18 protein-coding genes are annotated in these 21,173 nt (G+C 70.5%); 14 read left to right on the forward strand and 4 right to left on the reverse strand.

The features are described 5' to 3' along the window. Positions 1-10 precede the first annotated feature (10 nt). Both QE392_RS10245 and QE392_RS10250 read left to right on the forward strand, forming a co-directional pair. Positions 11-1,828: a thioredoxin domain-containing protein gene (locus tag QE392_RS10245; protein ID WP_307451306.1), complete on the forward strand. Its 1,818-nt coding sequence runs from the start codon at positions 11-13 to the stop codon at positions 1,826-1,828. Positions 1,829-1,937: 109 nt separating this feature from the next. Continuing rightward, complete coding sequence (locus tag QE392_RS10250; RefSeq protein ID WP_307451310.1) at positions 1,938-3,053, forward strand: zinc-binding metallopeptidase family protein; 1,116 nt, start codon at positions 1,938-1,940, stop codon at positions 3,051-3,053. Positions 3,054-3,078: 25 nt separating this feature from the next. On the opposite strand, the gene QE392_RS10255 is transcribed toward QE392_RS10250, so the two are convergent. Together QE392_RS10255 and QE392_RS10260 are read right to left on the reverse strand one after the other, a co-directional pair. Beyond that, positions 3,079-3,768 (reverse strand): AAA family ATPase, encoded by a 690-nt coding sequence (locus QE392_RS10255; RefSeq protein WP_307451312.1) that lies wholly within the window; start codon positions 3,766-3,768, stop codon positions 3,079-3,081. Between the two features lie 73 nt (positions 3,769-3,841). Continuing rightward, on the reverse strand, positions 3,842-5,413 hold the full coding sequence (locus QE392_RS10260; RefSeq protein ID WP_307451314.1) for a dolichyl-phosphate-mannose--protein mannosyltransferase: 1,572 nt from the start codon (positions 5,411-5,413) through the stop codon (positions 3,842-3,844). A 22-nt stretch (positions 5,414-5,435) separates the two neighbouring features. Here QE392_RS10260 and rsmI point away from each other — a divergent pair, with 22 nt between their 5' ends. The 3 genes from rsmI to QE392_RS10275 all read left to right on the forward strand — a co-directional run bounded on the left by rsmI (position 5,436) and on the right by QE392_RS10275 (position 9,008). Next, positions 5,436-6,254, forward strand: coding sequence for a 16S rRNA (cytidine(1402)-2'-O)-methyltransferase (rsmI, locus tag QE392_RS10265; RefSeq protein WP_307451317.1), 819 nt, complete (start codon positions 5,436-5,438; stop codon positions 6,252-6,254). A 142-nt stretch (positions 6,255-6,396) separates the two neighbouring features. Beyond that, entirely contained in the window at positions 6,397-7,971 is a 1,575-nt protein-coding gene (gene metG, locus QE392_RS10270) for a methionine--tRNA ligase (RefSeq protein ID WP_307451320.1), read from the forward strand. 125 nt (positions 7,972-8,096) lie between these two features. Further along, positions 8,097-9,008: a TatD family hydrolase gene (locus QE392_RS10275; RefSeq protein WP_307454109.1), complete on the forward strand. Its 912-nt coding sequence runs from the start codon at positions 8,097-8,099 to the stop codon at positions 9,006-9,008. Between the two features lie 230 nt (positions 9,009-9,238). Here the strand turns inward: QE392_RS10275 and QE392_RS10280 are convergent, their stop codons facing one another. Continuing rightward, entirely contained in the window at positions 9,239-10,693 is a 1,455-nt protein-coding gene (locus QE392_RS10280) for a sugar porter family MFS transporter (RefSeq protein ID WP_307451322.1), read from the reverse strand. Between the two features lie 66 nt (positions 10,694-10,759). Here QE392_RS10280 and rsmA point away from each other — a divergent pair, with 66 nt between their 5' ends. Together rsmA and QE392_RS10290 are read left to right on the forward strand one after the other, a co-directional pair. After that, positions 10,760-11,599 carry a 16S rRNA (adenine(1518)-N(6)/adenine(1519)-N(6))-dimethyltransferase RsmA gene (gene rsmA / locus QE392_RS10285; protein WP_307451325.1) on the forward strand — a complete coding sequence of 280 codons (840 nt, stop codon included), beginning with the start codon at positions 10,760-10,762 and terminating at the stop codon, positions 11,597-11,599. Between the two features lie 249 nt (positions 11,600-11,848). Beyond that, complete coding sequence (locus QE392_RS10290) at positions 11,849-12,784, forward strand: phosphodiesterase (protein WP_307451328.1); 936 nt, start codon at positions 11,849-11,851, stop codon at positions 12,782-12,784. Here QE392_RS10290 and QE392_RS10295 read toward each other — a convergent pair. Then, on the reverse strand, positions 12,735-14,315 hold the full coding sequence (locus QE392_RS10295; protein ID WP_307451331.1) for a stealth family protein: 1,581 nt from the start codon (positions 14,313-14,315) through the stop codon (positions 12,735-12,737). The two genes, QE392_RS10290 and QE392_RS10295, sit on opposite strands and share 50 nt — an antisense overlap. 232 nt (positions 14,316-14,547) lie before the next feature. Here QE392_RS10295 and QE392_RS10300 point away from each other — a divergent pair, with 232 nt between their 5' ends. The 7 genes from QE392_RS10300 (at position 14,548) to QE392_RS10330 (ending at position 21,157) form a co-directional block, all read left to right on the forward strand. Then, positions 14,548-15,480 carry a 4-(cytidine 5'-diphospho)-2-C-methyl-D-erythritol kinase gene (locus tag QE392_RS10300; RefSeq protein WP_307451333.1) on the forward strand — a complete coding sequence of 311 codons (933 nt, stop codon included), beginning with the start codon at positions 14,548-14,550 and terminating at the stop codon, positions 15,478-15,480. Between the two features lie 238 nt (positions 15,481-15,718). Next, positions 15,719-16,021, forward strand: coding sequence for a DUF427 domain-containing protein (locus QE392_RS10305; protein WP_307451335.1), 303 nt, complete (start codon positions 15,719-15,721; stop codon positions 16,019-16,021). A 14-nt stretch (positions 16,022-16,035) separates the two neighbouring features. Beyond that, a complete protein-coding gene (locus QE392_RS10310) occupies positions 16,036-16,860 on the forward strand; it encodes an ABC transporter ATP-binding protein (protein WP_307451339.1) in 825 nt (274 codons plus the stop codon). After that, positions 16,857-17,537 carry an ABC transporter permease gene (locus tag QE392_RS10315; RefSeq protein WP_307451342.1) on the forward strand — a complete coding sequence of 227 codons (681 nt, stop codon included), beginning with the start codon at positions 16,857-16,859 and terminating at the stop codon, positions 17,535-17,537. Before QE392_RS10310 ends, QE392_RS10315 begins: the two co-directional genes overlap by 4 nt. After that, entirely contained in the window at positions 17,534-18,292 is a 759-nt protein-coding gene (locus QE392_RS10320; RefSeq protein WP_307451343.1) for an ABC transporter permease, read from the forward strand. The genes QE392_RS10315 and QE392_RS10320 overlap by 4 nt, the downstream gene beginning before the upstream one ends. 36 nt (positions 18,293-18,328) lie before the next feature. Continuing rightward, entirely contained in the window at positions 18,329-19,246 is a 918-nt protein-coding gene (locus QE392_RS10325; RefSeq protein ID WP_307451345.1) for an ABC transporter substrate-binding protein, read from the forward strand. A gap of 117 nt (positions 19,247-19,363) precedes the next feature. Next, positions 19,364-21,157, forward strand: coding sequence for an ABC-F family ATP-binding cassette domain-containing protein (locus QE392_RS10330; protein ID WP_307451347.1), 1,794 nt, complete (start codon positions 19,364-19,366; stop codon positions 21,155-21,157). The last annotated feature ends 16 nt before the right edge of the window (positions 21,158-21,173 follow it).

Raw genomic sequence — 21,173 nt, forward strand, 5'->3', positions numbered from 1 at the left:
GCACCCGGGCATGAACCGCCTCGCGAACGCCTCGAGCCCCTACCTGCGGGCCCACGCCGACAATCCCGTCGCGTGGTTCCCCTGGGGGGCCGAGGCGTTCGCGCTCGCGGCCGAGAGAGACGTTCCCGTGATGGTCTCGATCGGCTACAGCACCTGCCACTGGTGCCACGTCATGGCGCGCGAGTCGTTCCAAGACGCCGAGACCGCCGCCGTGCTGAACGAGGGTTTCGTCTCGATCAAGGTCGACCGCGAAGAGCACCCCGACGTGGATGCCGCCTACCTCGACGCCGCCTCCGCCTTCACCCCCCACCTCGGCTGGCCGCTCACCGTCTTCGCGAGCCCCGAGGGCCGCGTCTTCTACGCGGGCACGTACTTCCCGCCCACCCCGCGCCCGCCGCAGCCGTCGTTCCGCCAGGTGCTCGCCGCCGTGCGCGAGGCGTGGACCGAGCGGCGCGGAGAAGTGGATGCCACGGGCTCCTCGCTCCGCGACGCCCTCGCCGCCGCGGCGACGGCTCCGACCGACGCGCCGCCGTCGCTGGATCAGCTCGCCGCTGCTGCGCGCACCGTCGCCGCACGTGAGGACCGCGAGTACTTCGGGTTCGCGGCAGGCCCCGCGTTCGAGACGCCGAAGTTCCCGAACACTCCGGCGCTGCGCTTCCTGCAGCACCCTGCGCTGGCGGCGGGCGCTCCGGATGCCGCCGACGTGGCATCCCGTGCTCTGGCGGCCATGGTCGGATCCGACCTGCACGACGAGGTCGAGGGCGGCTTCTTCCGCTACGCCACCCGCCGCGACTGGAGCGTGCCGCACTACGAGCGCATGCTCACCGACAACGCCGGCCTGGTCGAGGTCGCGCTCGCCGCAGGCGACGAGGCCACCGCGACCGACGCCGCGCGCTTCCTCGTCGACGTGCTGCAGCTGCCCAGCGGCGGCATCGCCGCCGCGCAGGATTCCGAGTCGATCATCGACGGGCAGCGCTCCGAGGGCGGCTACTACCGGGCGACCGACCGGTCGGGTCTCCAGCCCCCGGCTCTGGATGCCAAGGTCGTCACCGGCTGGAACGGCCACGCGATCGCCGCGCTCGCGGCCGCCGGCACCCGCACCGACCCGCGCTTCGTCGAAGCGGCGCAATGGGCGGCGGATGCCGTGCTCGAGAGCAACGTCGCCGACGACGGCACCCTTCGCCGCGCCTCTCTCGACGAGATCCGCTCCGCCGCTCCCGCGACGCTCGAGGACTACGGCGGACTCGCCCGGGGCCTGCTCGCCCTCGCGCGCGCGACCGGCGAAGTCGCCTACGCCGAGCGGGCGCGGGCACTGGTGGATCTCTGCCTCGGGGACGACGGCATCCATCCTCCCGGCGGCGGCGACCCGGTGCTCGTCGCGCAGGGCATGCAGCCGCACGGTGTGCCCAGCGACGGCGCGTCGCCCTCCGGGCCGTCGGTCTTCGCCGCGGCGGCACTCGACCTGTGGCGCCTCGGGGCGGGGGAGAGGTACCGCTCCGCCGCGGAGGCGCTGGTGCGAGCGGCGGCCGACGCGGCGCTCGCGACGCCGCTGGCGCACGGGGCGATCCTCGAGGTCGCGCTCGGCCTGGCATCCGCCCCCCGCCAGGTGGTGGTCGTCGGAGAAGCGGATGCCGAGATCGCCGACGCCGCACGTCGGGTCGCCGCCGACGTGGTCGCGGTCGTGTCACCCGCCCAGGCGCTCGCCTTCGCCGGCGCGGGGTTCGAGCTGTTCGAGGGCAAGGCCGCCCTCGGCGGCGAGGCCACGGCCTACGACTGCCGGGCGTTCACGTGCGCGCTGCCGACATCGGACCCTGCCGCGCTGGTCTGACCCCTCGCCGTCCTTCGGCACGCGCGCGAGCACGGCAGGGAAGGCGAGCGGCCGCGGCGGCGAGCGCCAGGGGGGTCCTGCACCAGGTGCCCCGCATTACAGTGAGCGGGTGGCCCACGTCTCCACCCCGCGCTGCCCGCACTGTCGACACTTCCTGTTCCTCGACAAGCTGATCTGCCCGGAGTGCGACGGGCAGCTCGCGTACCACCCGCGTCTGCGCCAGTTCGTCGGCATCCACAAGGGAAAAGCCGTCGTCGACGGCGAGACCTGGTACACCTGCTCGAACCGGGGGTGGCGATGCAACTGGCTCGTCCGCGACGACGCGCCCAGTGGTCGCTGCTTCTCGTGCCGGCTGACCCGCGCCACCCCCGACAGCGACGACACCGTCGCCCTTGAGAAGCTTGCGAAGACCGAGGAGGCGAAGCGTCGGCTCGTGCTGCAGCTCGGCGACCTCGGACTGCCCATCAGACCCTGGTACGACGGCGCGGGCGGCCTCGGGTTCGACCTCCTGTCGAGCATCTCGCTCGGGCGGTCGGTCACCATCGGGCACAAGAACGGCATCATCACGCTCGACCTCGCCGAGAGTCTCGACGACCGCCGCGAGGCCCTGCGCATCAAGCTCGGCGAGCCCTACCGCACCATGCTGGGTCACCTGCGCCATGAGGTCGGTCACTATTACCAGAGGGTGCTGATCACCGACGAGCAGACCTGGGCCGAGTGTCGGGTGCTCTTCGGCGACGAGCGGGCGAACTATCGTGACGCCATGGCCCGCCATTACCGCGAGGGAGCGCCCGAGGGGTGGGCGCAGGCGTACATCTCCGAGTACGCCACCATGCATCCGTGGGAGGACTTCGCCGAGACCTTCGCGCACTACCTGCACATCACGGCCACCCTGCAGACCGCGAATGCCACCGGCATGCGGCTCGACGGAGAGGCGTTCGCCCACCGAGACTCCGACGTGAACCCCTTGCCCAGCTACGCCGACCAGCCCGTGCACCGGCTCGTGGGCGATTGGCGGTGGATGTCGCACGCGTTCAACCGCGTCAATCGCTCGATGGGCATGGGCGACCTGTACCCGTTCGAGATCGTCGCGACCGTGGTGCGCAAGCTCGCGTTCATCCACGACATCGTCACGCGCTCGCCCCAGCCCGCGGTTGAGCAGCAGGTCGTGGGGCTCGCCGCCGCCACCGCCGCGGCGACCACGCCCGATACCGGCTTCGCCTGACGGGTGACGGCTGCGCGCCGCCGCCTCAGTCGAGCAGGTGGCGCAAGAAGCGCTGCGGGGCGTCGAGGAAGTTCCGGTGCAGCCGCACCACCTCGAGGTCTTCCCACGCGCTCTCGCGGATGCCCCACTCGCCCAGCTCGAGGATCGTCGCGCCGGGCAGCGACGCCAGCACGGGGGAGTGGGTCGCGCAGATCACCTGCGTGCCGCGCGAGCGCATGCGATCGAGGGATGCCAGCCAGCGCAGGGTCGACGAGAACGACAGCGCCGCCTCCGGCTCGTCGAGGCACGCCAGGCCGGCGACGTACTGCGGATGATCGAGGGCTTCGTCGAGCAGCGCGTTGAAGGACTCGCCGTGGCTCATCGGGTGCAGGCTCGGTGGCGCGTCGGGCAGGTCGTCGCGCCACGAGTAGTAGCTGTGCATCGTCTCGGCGCGGAGGAAGAAGCCCCAGCGCGGCGCGCGCGGGCTCCGCTCGATGCGCAGCCACTCGCTCAGCGGGCTCTCGGTGCGCCGCGTCTCGCCGCCGCCGTTGCTCGACCCGCCCTCGGCGGGCAGGCCGTACGCCTCCGCGATCCCCTCGATGAGCGTCGATTTGCCCGACCCGTTCTCGCCCACGAGAAAGGTCACGCCCGGTGCGAACTCCCACCCGTCGCGGCCGGCGACGTCGAGGAAGTGCGCGACGGCGGGGATGCTCGCCGGCCAGGCTTCGGGCTGCACAGCCGCATCCGAGAAGACCTTGACCCGCCGTATCGGCCGGGGATCATGCAGCCAGTCGTCGCCGCGGCCCACGTCAGATCCAGCTGGGCAGCCAGTTGTGCAGCCGCCAGAACTCGTACGAGACCGGAAGACCCGCCCACACCGGATACCAGAAGGCCGAGATTCCCACGCAGACCACGAGGAACACCAGCGCGATCACCTGCCCCTGGGCGCGGGTGAGCCCCCGCACGCCCTGCGCGAGATCCCGCAGCGCGAACGTCAGCGCGAGCACCAGGAACGGCACCATCGCCACCGTGTAGAACTGGAAGATCGTCCGCTCGGGGTACAGCAGCCAGGGCACGTAGGTGGCGGCCAGGCCTGTCAGCACGAGGGCGTGCCGCCAGTCCCGCACCAGGACGAAGCGGATGAGCAGATACACGGATGCCACGATCCCGGCCCACCAGATGAGCGGGTTGGAGTTGCTCGCGATCGCCTCGGTGCACCCGTTCGGCAGGGCGCAGCCGTTCACGCCGACGTCGTCCTGGTGCCAGTACATCGAGGTGGGACGGATCAGCAACGGCCATTGCCACGCCGGGCTGGCATAGCTGTGCGGGGTGACCAGGCCCACGTGGAAGCCGTACATCGACTCGTGGTACGCCACCAGATTCTGCAGCGGTCCGGGCAGCAGCGTCAGAAGGCCCGTTCCGGCGGGCTCGTTGCTGCGCATGTAGCCGCCGGTGGTGAACAGCCAGCCCGACCAGGTCGTCAGGTACACCACGAACGACACGGGAACGATCAGCACGAACGAGATGAGGCCCTGGCGCACGGCATCCATCGGCCACTGCACGATGCCGACGCGGCGGCGCGCGATCGCGTCGGTGACGACGACGTAGATGCCGATCGCGGCGATGAGGTAGAGGCCCGACCACTTCACGGCGGTGGCGGCGCCGGCGGCGGCGCCCGCCGCCAGCAGCCACGGCCGGTCCCACAGCAGCGGACCCCAGGCGGGCGTCGGATCGGGCAGGCGGTCCATGGCGGCGTCGAGTCGATCGCCGGTCCGGCGATGGTCGAGCACGACGAACCAGAACGTCAGGACGATGAAGAACGTCAGGAACACGTCGAGCAGCGAGACGCGGCTGAGCACGATGCTCACGCCCTCGATGGCCAGGAGACCGGATGCCACCGTGGCGAACGGGATCGATCGGGTGAGCGTGTACGCGACCAGGTAGACCAGCAGCACGGTCGCCGTGCCGAAGATCGCGGCCGACAGGCGCCAGCCGGTCGCGGAGTCGGGACCGAGCAGCGCCATGCCCGCACCGATGAGGATGCGGCCGAGCGGCGGGTGCACGACGTAGCTGCCCTCGACGGAGAAGATGCCGGTGTCGCCCGCGACAAAACTCGCGTCGGCGTTCTCGGGCCATGTCGCCGGGTACCCGAGCACCCACTGGCTCCACGAGTCCTTGACGTAGTACGTCTCGTCGAACACGAGGGCGTGCGGGTCGCCGATGTGGAACAGGCGGAGCAGCGCCGCGACGATCGTGACCAGGGCCGGTGCCAGCCAGCGCCACAGGCGGGTGCCCCGGGGGGTGGCGAGCAGGGCGTCGCGCCACCGGTCGAGGCGCGTCGGCTCGATGTCGGAGCGCAGGGAGGGAAGAGCGGTGCTCACGCGCCCAGCATAAGGTGGGGCGGTGATCATCCTCGCGGCGACCCCGATCGGCAACCTGGGTGATGCCTCGAGGCGTCTCGTCGACGCGCTCGAGAACGCCACGGTGGTCGCCGCCGAAGACACCCGCACCACGCAGCGACTCCTCGCGGGACTCGGGGTCGAGAACCGGCCGCGGCTCCTCGCCCTGCACGACCACAACGAGAAGGAACGCGCCGCCGAGCTGGTCGAGCTGGCGCGCGACGACGACCTGCTCGTGCTCAGCGACGCCGGCATGCCGACCGTGAGCGACCCCGGCTTCGGCCTCGTCGCCGCGGCGGCCGCCGCGGGTGTCACCGTCACCGCGCTGCCCGGACCGAGCGCCGTCGTCACCGCCCTCGCGGTCGCGGGGCTCCCCACCGACCGGTTCGCCTTCGAGGGCTTCCCCCGCCGCAAGCCCGCGGAACGCCGCCGCACCTTTGCGCAGCTGGCGTCGGAGGAGCGGACCCTGGTGTTCTTCGAGTCGCCGTCGCGCCTGGCATCCACCCTCGACGACCTCGCCGAGGCTTTCGGCGAGGACCGCCCCGCCGCGGTCTGCCGCGAGCTGACGAAGCTCTACGAAGAGGTGCGCCGCGGAACGCTCGGCGAACTGGCCGCATGGGCCGCCGAGGGCGTGCGTGGCGAGATCGCGATCGTGGTGGGCGGTGCCGAGGCGCGCGAGGTGGCGTTCTCGGATGCCGTGACCCAGGTGCTCGAGATCGTGCGCGGCGGCACGCGGCTGAAGGAGGCCGCCGCCGAGGTAGCGTCGCAGACCGGCCACTCCTCGCGCGAGTTGTACCAGGCCGCCCTCGCCGTCAAGCGCTGACCCCCGCCCTCCCTTCGCGTGAGGGGTCAAGAAGTGTCGCCTGGCCGCGGGCCCAGGCGACAGTTTCTGACCCCTCACGCGGCGGGGATGCGGGGCCGTCACACGGGAAGAGCGCGTCGGCGTGCCCCCGTAGAATCTTTCAGTGACTTCCGGCCGATCCTTCTACATCACGACGCCGATCTACTACCCCAGCGATCTGCCCCACATCGGGCACGGGTACACGACCGTCGCCGTCGACACGCTCGCCCGCTGGCACCGCCAGGCGGGGGACGACACCTGGATGCTGACCGGCACCGACGAGCACGGACAGAAGATGCTGCGCGCCGCCGCCGCCAACGGCGTGACGCCCCAGGAGTGGGTCGACAAGCTCGTCACCGAGTCGTGGTTCCCGCTGCTCGAGACCCTCGACGTGGCCAACGACGACTTCATCCGCACGACGCAGCCCCGCCACGAGGAGCGCGTGCAGCAGTTCGTGCAGGCGCTGTTCGACCGCGGCTACATCTACGCCGGCGAGTACGAGGCGCTGTACTGCGTGGGCTGCGAGGAGTTCAAGCCCGAGGCCGAGATCGTCGACGGCACCGGACCCTTCGAGGGCCTGAAGGTGTGCGCCATCCACTCCAAGCCCCTCGAGCTGCTGCAGGAGAAGAACTACTTCTTCAAGCTCAGCGAGTTCCAGGATCGGCTGCTCGAGTTGTACAAGACCGAGCCCGACTTCGTGCGCCCCGAGTCCGCGCGCAACGAGGTCGTCTCGTTCGTGCGCAGCGGTCTGAAAGACCTGTCGATCTCGCGCTCGGCGTTCGACTGGGGCATCACCGTGCCCTGGGACCCGTCGCACGTCATCTACGTCTGGGTCGACGCGCTGCTCAACTACGCCACCGCGGTGGGGTACGGCACCGATCCCGAGCAGTTCGCCCGTCGCTGGCCCGCGTTCCACGTGGTCGGCAAAGACATCCTGCGCTTCCATGCCGTGATCTGGCCGGCCATGCTCATGGCCGCCGGTCTCGACGTGCCCCGCGGCGTCTTCGCGCACGGCTGGCTGCTCGTCGGCGGCGAGAAGATGTCGAAGTCGAAGCTCACCGGCATCGCCCCGACCGAGATCACCGACGTCTTCGGCTCCGACGCGTACCGGTTCTACTTCCTCTCCGCGATCGCGTTCGGGCAGGACGGCTCGTTCTCGTGGGAAGACCTCTCGGCCCGCTATCAGGCCGAGTTGGCCAACGGCTTCGGCAACCTGGCATCCCGGACGGTCGCGATGATCTCGAAGTACTTCGAGGGCGTCGTGCCCTCGCCCGGCGCGTACACCGACGGCGACCTGACGATCCAGAAGATCGTGGCGGATGCCGCCGTGAACGCGGACGCCGCCGTCGAGCGCTTCCGCATCGACGAGGCCATCACCGCCATCTGGACCATCGTCGACGCGCTCAACGGCTACATCACCGAGAACGAGCCGTGGGCCCTGGCCAAAGACGAGGCGACCCGCGAGCGTCTCGGCACCGTGCTCTACACCGCGGCCGAGGGCCTGCGCGCCCTCGCGGTGCTGCTGTCGCCGGTCATGCCCGCCTCCACCGAGAAGCTCTGGACCGCGCTGGGCGCGGCCGACAGCCTCGGCGCCCTGCAGGAGCAGCCCGTCCGCGAGGCCGGCGTATGGGGCGCGTTGCGTTCCGGGTCGACGGTCACCGCGCTGTCGCCGCTGTTCCCGCGCGTCGAGCAGGCGTGACGCCGGTGGCTCCGGAACACGGCGCGGCGGCCCCCGAGCCCCTGGCGGTCCCTGAGCCTGTCGAAGGGTCCGCCCGCCGACCTGCCGCCGCCGGCTCCACCCCGGTCGAGCGTCCGCGCGACACGATCCAGGGCGGCGACCCCAGCCAGTACGTGCGCGAGCGCTCGGCCGACGGTCGCCGCGACGTCAGCTATCCGCCCGCGCCCGAGCCGCTCGGCATCCCGGTCTACGACAATCACACGCATCTCGAGATCGAGGACGGCCCTTCGACAGGCTCAGGGGCCGTCGGCGGGCTGTCACTCGACGAGCAGCTCGAGCGGGCACTGGCGGTCGGCGTGCACGGGGTCGTCCAGGCCGGGGGAGACGTCGACTCCTCCCGGTGGTCGGCGTGGGCGGCGCGCACGCACCCGCGCGTGCTGGCCGCGGTGGCGATCCACCCCAACGAGGCACCCGTGTACGAGCAGGCGGGGGAGCTGGATGCCGCGATCGCGGTGATCGACGACCTCGCCGCCGAGCCGCGCGTGCGGGCGATCGGCGAGACGGGCCTGGACTTCTTCCGCACCGAGGCCGATGGCATCCCGGCGCAGATGCGCTCGTTCGAGGCGCACATCGCGCTGGCAAAGAAGCACGGCATCGCCATGCAGATCCACGATCGCGACGCCCACGACGCCGTGCTTGAGACCCTCGAACGCGTCGGCGCGCCCGACAAGACGGTGTTCCACTGCTTCTCCGGCGACGCCGACATGGCGCGCATCGCCGCCGACCGCGGGTACTACCTCTCGTTCGCCGGCAACGTCACGTTCAAGAACGCGCAGAACCTCCGCGATGCTCTGGCGGTGACGCCGCGCGACCGGATCCTGGTCGAGACCGACGCGCCGTTCCTCACGCCCGCGCCCTACCGCGGCCGGCCCAACGCGCCGTACCTCATCCCGCTGACCCTGCGCTTCCTCGCGGCCGAGCTGAGCGTCGACGCCGACGAGCTCGCCGCGCAGGTCGCCGAGAACACGCTGCAGGTCTACGGCCCGTTCGAGGACTGACCTCCGCGCCCGCAGCTCCGACCGGGCGGAGGCCGCCGCGCCTATCGCTGAGGTCGCGGGCAGGCCGGGGTGCCGCGTGCATAACCTCCGTGATGTGCACATCCTCCGTCGCGTGGCCCCGGATGCCGCTGACTTCGTGCGGATCGCGGAGGTTGTGAACGCGCCGGGTTCACACCGACACGCAGAAGGCCGGCACCCCGCGGGGCGCCGGCCTTGTGGCATCCGTCGGATCAGGCCTTCGTCTTGCGCTTCTCGACGAAGAGCGTCTCGGCCTGCTCGAGCTCCATGCCCTTGGTCTCGGGGATGCGGAACGCCACGTAGAAGAACGACAGGGCGGCGAACAGCGCGTACATGCCGTAGGTGAGGGGGAGCGACCAGCTCGACATCGCCGGGAACGACACGGTGATGGCGAAGTTGGCGATCCACTGGGCCCCTGCGGCCACACCGAGTGCCCGCCCGCGGATGCGGCTGGGGAAGATCTCGCCGAGCAGCACCCACACGAGCGGACCCCACGACGCACCGAACCCCACGACGAAGAGGTTCGCCGCGACCAGCGCCACCGTGCCCCACGGCGCCGGAAGCGACACGTCGCTGCCGCTGCCCTGCGCGAACGTGAAGGCCAGGGCCATCGCGCCGAGCGACAGCGTCATCAGCACCGACCCGGTCAAGAGGATCGGCTTCCGGCCCACCCGGTCGACGAGGAAGATCGCCACGAGCGTCACCAGGACGTTGGTGACCGAGGTGATCACCGAGATGAGCAGCGAGTCGCTCTCCTGGAATCCGACCGCCTTCCACAGGGTCGTGGAGTAGTAGAAGATCACGTTGATGCCGACGAACTGCTGGAACGCCGACAGGATGATGCCGATCCAGACGATGCGCTGCAGACCCAGCACCGGTCCGCGCAGCGACACGTTCGCGTTCTTGCGGTCGGTCTCGATGGCCTGCGTCAGGTCCTTCATGGTCTTCTCGAGGTCCGCGGGCGGCACGAGGCGGGCGAAGATCGCGCGGGCCTCGTCGGACCGACCCTTGGCGAGCAGGAACCGCGGCGACTCGGGAACGGTGAACGACAGGATGCCGTAGACCGCCGCCGGCACGACGCCGACGAGGAACATCCAGCGCCAGGCCTCCATGCCCAGCCACAGCTCGTTGGCGGCACCGCCGGCGCTGTTGGCGAGCACCGCGTCGGAGAGCAGGGCCCCGAAGATGCCGAGCGTGATCGCCAGCTGCTGCAGCGACGCGAGCGACCCGCGGATCTGACGCGGCGCCACCTCGGCGATGTACGCCGGGGCGACGACCGAGGCGATGCCGATGCCCAGTCCGCTCATCACACGCCAGAGGATCAGGTCGGGCACGCTGAAGGTGAGCGCAGCACCGATGGAGGAGACGAAGAAGAGCACCGCGCCGAGCAGCATGACCTTGAGGCGTCCCCACCGGTCCGACAGCGCACCGGCGACGACCGCGCCGACCGCGCAGCCGAGCAGAGCGACGGCGACCACGAAGCCGGTGAGCACCTGGGTGAGCTCGAAGTTGCTCTCGACGGCATCGACGGCGCCGTTGATGACGGAGGAGTCGAATCCGAAGAGGAAGCCGCCCACGGCTGCGGCGACCGAGAGTCCGATCGCGCGTCGCCCGTAAGGGCTTCGCAGGGTGAAGGCGTTGGAGGGTATCGACTGCGTTTGACTCACCCGCCTACGTTACTGCCCGCCCGCGCCCGCCACGGGTTCTGGCGGCGCCCTGACTACAGTGGAACAATGCCCGTCTCCCTCCTCGGTGCCGCCGAGATCCGTCGGCTCGCCGCCGACCTCGACGTCACCCCCACCAAGAAGCTCGGGCAGAACTTCGTCGTCGACGCCAATACGGTGCGCAAGATCGTGCACGCGGCGCGCGTGACGGCATCCGATCGTGTCGTCGAGATCGGTCCGGGCCTGGGGTCACTGACCCTCGCCATTCTCGAGACGGACGCCTCGGTCGTCGCCGTCGAAATCGACCACCGGCTCGCGGAACGACTGCCCGCCACCGCCGCGGCGCACGACGTGCCCGAAGGCCGCCTCACCGTGATCGATGCCGACGCCCTCCGCGTCGACCACCTCCCGGGCGAACCGAACGTGCTCGTGGCCAATCTGCCGTACAACGTCTCCGTGCCCGTGCTGCTGCACTTCCTCGAGACGTTCCCGTATCTCCGCCGCGGCGTGGTCATGGTGCAGGCCGAGGTGGGGGAGCGACTCGCCGCCCCTCCCGGCTCCAAGGTGTACGGCGCCCCGAGCGCGAAGGCCGCCTGGTACGGATCGTGGCGTCTGGCCGGCACCGTGTCGCGCCAGGTGTTCTGGCCCGTGCCGAACGTCGACAGCGTGCTCGTCGCCTTCGACCGGGATGCCGAGCCCCGCGGCTCCGAGGAGCATCGCCGCCGCACCTTCCAGATCGTGGATGCCGCCTTCCAGCAGCGCCGCAAGATGCTGCGTCAGGCGCTGGCCGGCGTGCTGGGAGGGACCGCGGCCGAGGCGTCGGCGCACCTCGAGCGGGCCGGTGTCGACCCGACGCTGCGCGGCGAGCAGCTCACGATCGACGACTACGCCCGCATCGCCGCGCTCTGATCCTCCGGGGCGCGCGCGTCCCGATGCGTCATCCGCAGGCGGCCGGAGAGTGTCCGAGACCCTCTGTTCTCGGGCGTCCGTCGAAGGCGGAAGGCGTCGGCACCCGCCCCTGGCGCGCAGGCAGGGTGAAACGCACAGAAATTCTCATCGAGTTCATCACACGTTCGCGAAACATGCCGGTAACATTCCTGTGGACCGGGAGCATCACGCCGGTGACGAGGCCGTACCCGACGGCCCGAAAGGAACGAGATGCGTTACGCCGAGTACCCGCGCGCCGAGCATGTGCTGCTGCACCTGAGCGACACCCACCTTCGCGCCGGGGGTGCCCCGCTCTACGACGACGTCGACTCCGAGGCGTACCTCGCCCGGGCGGTCGCCGCGATCGACGCGTCGGGCGTGCGGCCTCAGGCGCTCATCTTCACCGGCGACCTCGCCGACTACGGTGAAGCGGATGCGTACGATCGTGTCCGCGCGTTGGTCGAGCCGCTCGCCGAGCGCCTGGACGCCAAGGTCGTATGGGTCATGGGCAACCACGACGACCGCGCCGCCTTCCGCGCGAGCCTGCTCCCCGGCGACGGCGGCGACCCCACGGCCCCGGTCGACCGAGTCGACGAGATCGACGGACTCCGCATCATCACCCTCGACACCTCCGTGCCCGGCGCGCACCACGGCGAGGTCACCCCCGCTCAGCTGCGCTGGCTCGCCGACGTGCTGGCGACGCCGGCCCCTCTCGGCACCATCCTGGCGATGCACCACCCGCCCGTCCCGAGCGTGCTGGACCTGGCCGCTTCGGTGGAGCTGCACGACCAGCGGAGCCTCGCGGCCGTCCTCCGTGGCAGCGACGTGCGCGCGATCCTCGCCGGGCACCTGCACTACTCCACGTTCGCCACGTTCGCCGGCATCCCGGTGTCGGTGGCGTCGGCCACCTGCTACACGCAGGACCTCATGGTGCCGGTGGGCGGAACCCGTCCGCAGGACGCGGCGCAGGGCTTCAACATCGTGCACGTCTACGACGAGACGATCGTGCACTCGGTCGTGCCCCTGGCCGTGAGCGATGCGCTCCAGTACGTCGACGCCGCGGAGTCGCAGCGCCGTCTGCACGAGGCGGGCATCGTCGTCCCGAGTTCGCGGGAGCTCAGCGGGCAGGTGTCGCCGCCGACGACGCCGCTGCCGATCCTGCGCTGACCGACGGCTTCTCCCACGGGGCGGTCACCGGGAAGTACCGCTCGAGGCAGGCGCGCAGCGCCGGCACGCGCACCTCTTCGGGGATCTCGGGGACGCTGCCGTCGTTGAGGCAGAACATGTCGGTGTCGCGACGCGAGACCAGCCTCTCCATCGTGCGCAGCGAGTCGAGCTGGGTGGTCTGCACGTAGCGCGTCCGCGGCTGGGTGGTGATCACCGCACGGCCCGTCGCGAGGGCGTAGTGGTGGTACAGGCTGTTGGTCACCGAGATGTCGGTCGCCGAGCGGAAGCGGCTCGCCGCCGTCCGGGCGTAGTCCTCCGCGAACTCGCGCTCCAGCTCGTACGCCACCGAGCGGCGCAGCGGGGTCGCGCAGTGCTCGAGGTCGAGGGTGATGACGCGGCCGAAGCGCTCTTTCAGCAGCGCGCGATTGACGCGCAGGCCGTTGTCGTGTCCCGAGCGCTCCACGTGCGCCGGACCACTGCCGATGCGCACGCCGCTCTCGACGAAACGCGTCACGCCGCCGCTGCTGAAGAACAGCTCGGGGGTCACCGGGCGTCCGAAGAACATGTCGTCGTTGCTGTAGAGGAAGTGTTCGGCCAGCCCCGGAATGCGGTGCAGCTGCGCCTCGACGGCGTGCGAGTTGTGCGTCGGCAGCACCGAGGGGTCGGCGAAGAACTCTTCGCTGCGCACGATCGTCACCTTCGGGTGGTCGGCCAGCCACTCGGGAGTGGGGGAGTCGGTGGCGATGAAGATGCGACGCACCCAGGGCGCGTACATGTGCACGCTGCGCAGCGCGTAGCGCAGCTCGTCGACCTGACGGTAGCGGGCGGCGTTGTCGTCGCCGTCGCCGACGACGTAGCCCTTCATGCGTGCGGCGCGCTGGCGCTGGAACTCGCTCGACGACCCGTCGACCCACGAGAAGACCATGTCGACGTCGGCGGTGAACTCGTTGGGATGCTGCTCGAACATGCCGGCGACGGTCGTCCAGCGGCGTCCGTACCGCTCGACCTCGACGAGGTCCAGATCGGCGGCGGCGAATCGACGCCGGGTGAGGGCGCTGGGGCGGGGGGCCTCGACCGTCTTGTCACCGAAGCGCCAGAGCTCGAGCCGCGGCGCGAGCGACGCCCCGTAGCGGTACGAGCCCTCCGTCGAGGTGCGCGGACGGAAGACCGCGTAGGCCTGCACCGCTCCGGCGGAGGGGCGGACACTGTGCGCGGGCACGGGATCTTCTCCCCGGGCCTTCAGGTAGATCGGCCCCAGCTCCGGGTCGTGAAGCGCGGTGATCGCGGCTGCGGCGTCGGCGGTGTCGACGACGAGTTTCGGGCGACGGTTGGCGTCGCGCACGAGCAGCACGCGCACTCCCGCGGCTTCGATCGCCGCGGCGACCGTCAGCAGGTCGTCGCGCTCGGCGAGGGCCGGCGTGGCGGTGTCGTCGACGACGTGCAGGATGCCGTCGTGCATCCGGATATCGGACCGGGAGAGCAGCGCGCGCCAGGGGTCGGTGTCGATCGACAGGGGGACCATCGGGCGCATACTGCCTCCTCGGGAATAGGGAACGTTCCCGTCACCGTACGGTTCCGGGGTTTCGGCGACGTTTCGGCCACGACGCCGAACGGTGGGGGGCGCGCTACTGTCGAAGAGTGACGGACAACGCTCGAGTCGGCCCGGATTTCGCAGCGCCCTGCGAGCGGCGGGAGGAATCGGGCCGTTGCTTCAGTGTCGCACACGCCCGGGCGGCGGGACGCGCCCTGGCCGGGAGGCGACGATGACGCCCTCCGCCGCGGCATCCGTCCGCGTCCGCGCCCCGGGCAAGATCAACGTCTTCCTCGAGGTCGGCGACGTCCAGGACGACGGCTATCACGAGCTGGCGACGGCTTTTCAGGCCGTCTCCCTGTACGAAGAGCTCACTGCCACGCCCGCCGACGACATCTCGCTCTCGGTCTCCGCCCGCGGTCCCGTCGACGTCGAGGGCGTGCCCACCGACGATCGCAACCTCGCCGTCCGCGCGGCACGGCTGCTCGCGCAGACGGCCGGCGTCGACCGCGGCGCGCACCTGTCGATCCGCAAGGCGGTGCCCGTGGCCGGCGGCATGGGTGGGGGGTCGGCCGACGCCGCGGCCGCGCTGGTCGCCTGTGACGCACTCTGGGGACTGGGGATGCCGACGAGCGAACTGGTGCGTCTCGCGGCGCGCCTGGGGGCCGATGTGCCGTTCGCGTTGATGGGCGGAACGGCCGTGGGCACCGGTCGCGGCGACCAGCTGAGCCCGGCCCTCGCCCGTGGACGCTTCGATTGGGTGCTCGTGCCCAACGACCTCGGCATGTCGACTCCCGTCGTGTACGGGGAACTGGACGCGCACCGCCGACGTCACGCCGTCGACATCGGACCGGCGCCCCGCGTACCCGCGGTCGACCCCGACGTGCTGCATGCGCTGCGTCAGGGCGACGCCGGCATGCTGGCGGCGACGCTGCGCAACGATCTGCAGGCGCCGGCCCTGCACCTCCGTCCCGATCTCGCCCGCGTGCTCGAGCGGGGCGAGAGCTCGGGCGCGCTCGCCGGCCTCGTCTCGGGGTCGGGTCCGACACTGGCGTTCCTCGCGGCCGACGAGGCCGCGGCCATCGACCTCCAGGTCACGCTGAGTGCGGCCGGTCTCGTGGCGCTGCATGTTCATGGTCCGGTGCCGGGGGCTCGCGTGATCTGACGGCGGCGGCTGCGACCGCCGCACCCCTCTCGGAGCGGGGTCGCGGGTCGGGGCTCCGGCGCCGACCATCGAGGACGGGCATGCGGAGAACCGCCGGACGTCGACGACGCGGCACGATAGCCGAGGTCGACACACGGGGCAATCTTTGATTTCGCGATTCGTCTTCTCGCTAGCCTCGACCGAGGTGGGCCACCACCGTCGGGCGACGTGTCCGCGGGGTCCGCGAAGGGGGAATCCCATGAAGGCAGTGCTCGACGGCGTCGTGATCGCCGAAGCCGACCGCGACGATCTGGCCTCCATCGAGGGCAACTGGTACTTCCCGCCGCAGGCGATCCGTGACGGCGCTCTGCACCAGAGCCCCACGCCCTACACGTGCCCGTGGAAGGGTGCGGCGCAGTACTGGAACATCTCGCTCGACGGTGCCGAGCTGCCCGACGGCGCCTGGTCGTACCCGGATCTGCGTCCGGGCGCGGTCGAGCGAGTCGGCACGGACTTCGCCGGATACGTCGCGTTCGACCGCAAGGTCGCGGTCTCCGACTGAGTTCGGGCACGCGCATGATCGAGTTCTCGAACGTCTCGAAGGTCTTTCCCGACGGCACCCGCGCGGTCGACGGGTTCGATCTCGTCATCCCCTCCCGTAAGACCACGGTCTTCGTCGGCTCCTCCGGCTGCGGCAAGACGACGCTGCTGCGCATGATCAACCGCATGGTCGAGCCCTCGTCGGGAACGATCACGATCGACGGTGACGACATCGGAGCCAAACCCGCGGTGCAGCTCCGCCGCAGCATCGGCTACGTCATGCAGAATTCCGGGCTTCTGCCGCATTTCACGGTGGCCGACAACATCGCCACGGTCCCGGTGCTGCAGGGGCAGAACCGCAAGACCGCCCGCGCGCGCGCACTCGAGCTGATGAAGACCGTCGGACTCGACGCCGCGATGGCCGACCGCTACCCGAGCCAGCTCTCGGGCGGACAGCAGCAGCGCGTCGGTGTGGCGCGCGGGCTCGCCGCCGACCCCAACATCCTGCTGATGGACGAGCCGTTCGGCGCCGTCGACCCGATCGTGCGCGACGAGCTCCAGCAGGAGCTGATCCGCCTGCAGAACGACATCGGCAAGACCATCGTCTTCGTCACGCACGACATCGACGAGGCGTTCCTTCTCGGCGACCAGGTCGTCATCCTCGAAAAGGGTGCGAAGGTCGCGCAGGTGGGCACGCCGAGCGAGATCGTCGAGAACCCGGCATCCGATTTCGTGGCGAGTTTCATCGGCGCCGTGAAGGGCAAGCGCGCGCTGCACCTGAAGCAGACGGCGACCGGGACGGTCGTTGTGGATGCCGAGGGCCGTACGCAGGGTGCGCTGGTGGAGGACTCCCACCGGTGAACTGGGTAGGGAACAACCTCGAACTGATCGGGGAGCTGACGCTCGTCCACTTGCGGCAGAGCCTGATCGCGCTGATCGCCGGGTTCGTCATCAGCATCCCGCTGGGGTGGGTCGCGTGGCGCTACCGCCTCGTTCGTTCGAGCGTCATCACGATCACCGGGCTGCTGTACACGATCCCCTCCCTCGCTCTGCTCATCCTCGTGCCCGTCGTGACCGGCTGGTATTCGATCGTCAGCCCCACCAACCTGATCGTCGCCCTGGCCATCTACGCCGTCGCCATCCTCGTGCGCGCCGTCGCCGACGGACTCGATTCGGTGGATGCCGGCGTGCGCCAGGCCTCCACGGCGATCGGTTACGGGTCGTTCCGGCGCTTCTGGGCGGTGGAGTTCCCCCTCGCGGGTCCCGTGGTGCTCGCGGGTCTCCGCGTCGCCTCGGCCAGCACGATCGCCCTGGCCACGGTCGGCATCCTGGTCGGCATCCAGAACATCGGCTACCTCTTCACCAACGGACTGCAGCGGCGCATCATCCCGGAGGTGTTCGCGGGGGTGGTCGCGGTCGTCGTGCTCGCGCTGCTCATCGACCTGCTGCTCGTGATCGCCGGGCGCCTGCTCATGCCGTGGACGCGCGGCGCGAAGACCGTGTCGCGCCAGGGCAACCGGACGTTGGTGAAGGCATGAATCTCATCGGCGAGGCCATCGCCTGGATCTTCTCGGGAGATCCGGGACAATTCGACTCGATCCCCGTCGCGATCGGCGTGCAGCTGCTCTATACGCTCGTCGCGATTCTCATCGCCGGGGCCATCGCCATTCCGCTCGGCTGGTACATCGGGCACACCGGCAAGGGCCGCGAGACCGCGGTCGCGATCTCGGGCGCCGCGCGCGCGATCCCGTCCTTCGGTCTGCTCATCCTGCTGACGTTGCTGCTGGGCGTGCTGCACAAGCCGGAGGCGGCGATCATCTCGTTCGTCATCCTCGCCATTCCGTCGCTGCTGGCCGGTGCGTACACCGGGTTCGAGGCGATCGACCGGCGGGTCATCGACGCGGGCCGCTCGATGGGCATGACCGAGACGCAGATCCTCTGGCGCATCGAGGTGCCCCTCGGGCTGCCCCTGCTCGTCGGCGGCATCCGCGCGGCCACGCTGCAGGTGCTGGCGACCGTCACGATCGCCGCCTACATCGGCCTCGGCGGGCTCGGGCAGTACATCATCGCCGCGATCCCGCTCCGCCGCTTCGACATCCTCATCGGCGGCGCGATCCTGGTCGCCCTGCTCGCGCTGATCACCGACGGGCTGTTCGCCCTGCTGCAGCATCTCGTCGTCCCCCGCGGCATCCGTGCCGCCGGCGCTTCACAGCCTCAGCGCCGCTCCGCCCGGCAGCGTCGCGCCGAGGCCATCGCCGTGGGCGCCCCGACCGCGCCACCGGCGACCCCCTGACCCACCCGAATCCTGTTCACCAGAAAGAGAGCACCCATGTTCACAGCACGAACCCGGAAGGGCCTCGGCGTCTTCGCCGGCCTCGCTGTCGCCTCGATCTCCCTCGCCGGATGCTCCGGCGGGTCGAGCGACCCCCTCAGCAACGGCGGCGGCGACGCCTCCGCGTCGTCCGACACGATCGTCGTCGGCTCGCAGGCGTACTACTCGAACGAGATCATCGCCGAGATCTACGCCCAGGCGCTGGAGGGCGCCGGCCTGAACGTCGAGCGCCAGTTCCAGATCGGTCAGCGCGACGCCTACATCCCGCTGCTCGAGGACGGCACCGTGTCGGTGTTCCCGGAGTACACCGGCAACCTGCTGCAGTTCTTCGACGCCGAGACCACGGCGCGCACGGCCGACGAGGTGTACGCGGCGCTGCCCGCGGCCCTGCCGGAGGGTCTCGAGGTGCTCGACCAGTCCGAGGCCACCGACCAGGACTCGTACACCGTCACCTCGGCGTTCGCGCAGGCGAACGGCCTGACCAGCATCGCCGACCTCGCCAAGGTGACCACCGGCCTGACCCTCGGTGGCAACGCCGAGCTCGCCGAGCGCCCCTACGGCCCCACCGGCCTGCAGTCGACGTACGGCGTGAGCGTGCAGTTCTCGCCCACCGGTGAGACCACCGTCGACGACCTCGTCGCCGGCACCATCCAGGTCGCCAACGTCTACACGGCCGACCCGCGCATCCAGACCGACGACCTGGTGACGCTGACCGACCCCGAGGGTCTCTTCCTCGCGTCGAACGTCGTGCCCGTCGTCAACTCGAACATCGCCTCCGAGGTGTCCGACGTGCTGAACAAGGTCAGCGCGGCGCTCACGCCCGAGGGCCTGGTCGAACTGAACGTGAAGTCGACGGTCGACCAGGAGTCCTCGGCCGACATCGCGTCGGAGTGGCTCGCCGCCAACGGCTTCTGAGTCCTCACCTCATCGCGGGGTCGTCCGGTCGCCGGGCGGCCCCGCTGTGGTTTCCGGGTCTCACCGCTGGGACGGGCGAATGCCGAGCACCCGGGCACCGCGTAGCCTGGGACGGATATGGTACATCTGCTCGGGGGCGAGGCCCTGCACCTGGAATACCCGACCAAGGTCGTCTTCGACTCCGTCTCGCTCGGCGTGAACGAGGGTGATCGCATCGGCATCGTCGGCCGCAACGGCGACGGCAAGTCGAGTCTGCTCGGCATGCTCGCCGGCATCCGGGAACCCGACGGGGGCCGCGTCACGGTGCGCGGCGGAGTCACGGTGGGAGTGCTCGATCAGCAGGACACCCTCGACGACGACGACACGATCGGCCACGCGGTGGTGGGGGATCGCCCGGAGCACGAGTGGGCGGGTGACGCGCGCACGCGCGACGTGATCGCGGGGCTTCTCGGCGACCTGCCGTGGGACGCGCGCCTGGGCGACCTGTCAGGCGGGCAGCGCCGCCGCGTCGCACTGGCGAGGTTGCTGTCGGGCGACTGGGATGTGCTCTTCCTCGACGAGCCCACCAACCACCTCGACGTCGAGGCCATCACGTGGCTCGCCGGTCACCTGAAGAAGCGCTGGGCGCCGAGTGCCGGGGGCTTGCTCGTGGTCACGCACGACCGCTGGTTCCTCGACGAGATCTGCACCGTCACGTGGGAGGTGCACGACCGCATCGTCGAGCCCTTCGAGGGCGGATACGCGGCGTACATCCTGCAGCGTGTCGAGCGCGACCGCCAGGCGGCATCCATCGAGCAGCGTCGTCAGAACCTCGCCCGCAAAGAGCTCGCCTGGCTGCGCCGCGGCGCCCCGGCCCGCACCTCCAAGCCGAAGTTCCGCATCGACGCGGCGAACGAGCTCATCGCCGACGTGCCCGAGATCCGTGACAAGGTCGCCCTGCAGTCGCTCGCCGTCGCACGCCTCGGCAAAGACGTCGTCGACCTGCTCGACGCGGGCGTCTCCTACGGCGACCATGTCGTGCTGAGGGACGTCGAGTGGCGCATCGCGCCGGGAGAACGTACCGGCATCCTGGGCGTGAACGGCGCCGGCAAGTCGACGCTGCTGAGCCTGGTGACGGGCACGCTCGAACCCACCGCCGGCCGCGTGAAGCGCGGCAAGACCGTCAAGGTCGCCACCCTCACCCAGCGCCTCGACGAGCTGGAGCAGCACCTGAACGATCCCGTGCGCGTGGTCATCGCGGGGCTGCGCACCACGTACTCCTTCGGCAGCGGCTCGAAGGCGCAGGAGCTGACCCCCGGTCAGCTGCTCGAGCGGCTCGGCTTCTCCAGCGCCCAGCTCTCGACGCCCGTGAAAGACCTGTCGGGCGGTCAGAAGCGCCGGCTGCAGCTGCTGCTGATCCTGCTCGACCAGCCGAATGTGCTCATCCTCGACGAGCCGACCAACGACCTCGACACCGACATGCTCGCGGCGATGGAAGACCTGCTCGACTCCTGGTCGGGCACCTTGATCGTCGTCTCGCACGATCGGTACTTCCTCGAGCGCGTCACCGACCAGCAGTACGCCATCCTCGACACCCGGCTCCGGCACCTGCCCGGCGGGGTCGACGAGTATCTGCGCTTGCGCGCGATGCAGGATGCCGAGCCCTCGCGGCCCGCGGCAACCGGTACGGCCCCCGCGGCGCCCGGGTTGCAGGGCGCGGAGCTGCGCGCGGCGCAGAAGGAGGCGTCGGCGACCGAGCGGCGCATCGAGAAGCTGCAGCAGCAGATCGACCGCGCCAAGGCGGCCCTCGCCGACCACGACCAGTCGGACTACGTCGGTCTGGGCACGGAGATGCAGCGCATCTCGGAGTGGGAGTCCGAACGCGACGCGCTCGAGATGCGGTGGTTCGAGCTGACCGAGGCGATCGGCTGACACCTCGGGGCGGCTC

The sequence above is a fragment of the Microbacterium proteolyticum genome, from assembly GCF_030818075.1.
Classification (GTDB): domain Bacteria; phylum Actinomycetota; class Actinomycetes; order Actinomycetales; family Microbacteriaceae; genus Microbacterium; species Microbacterium proteolyticum_A.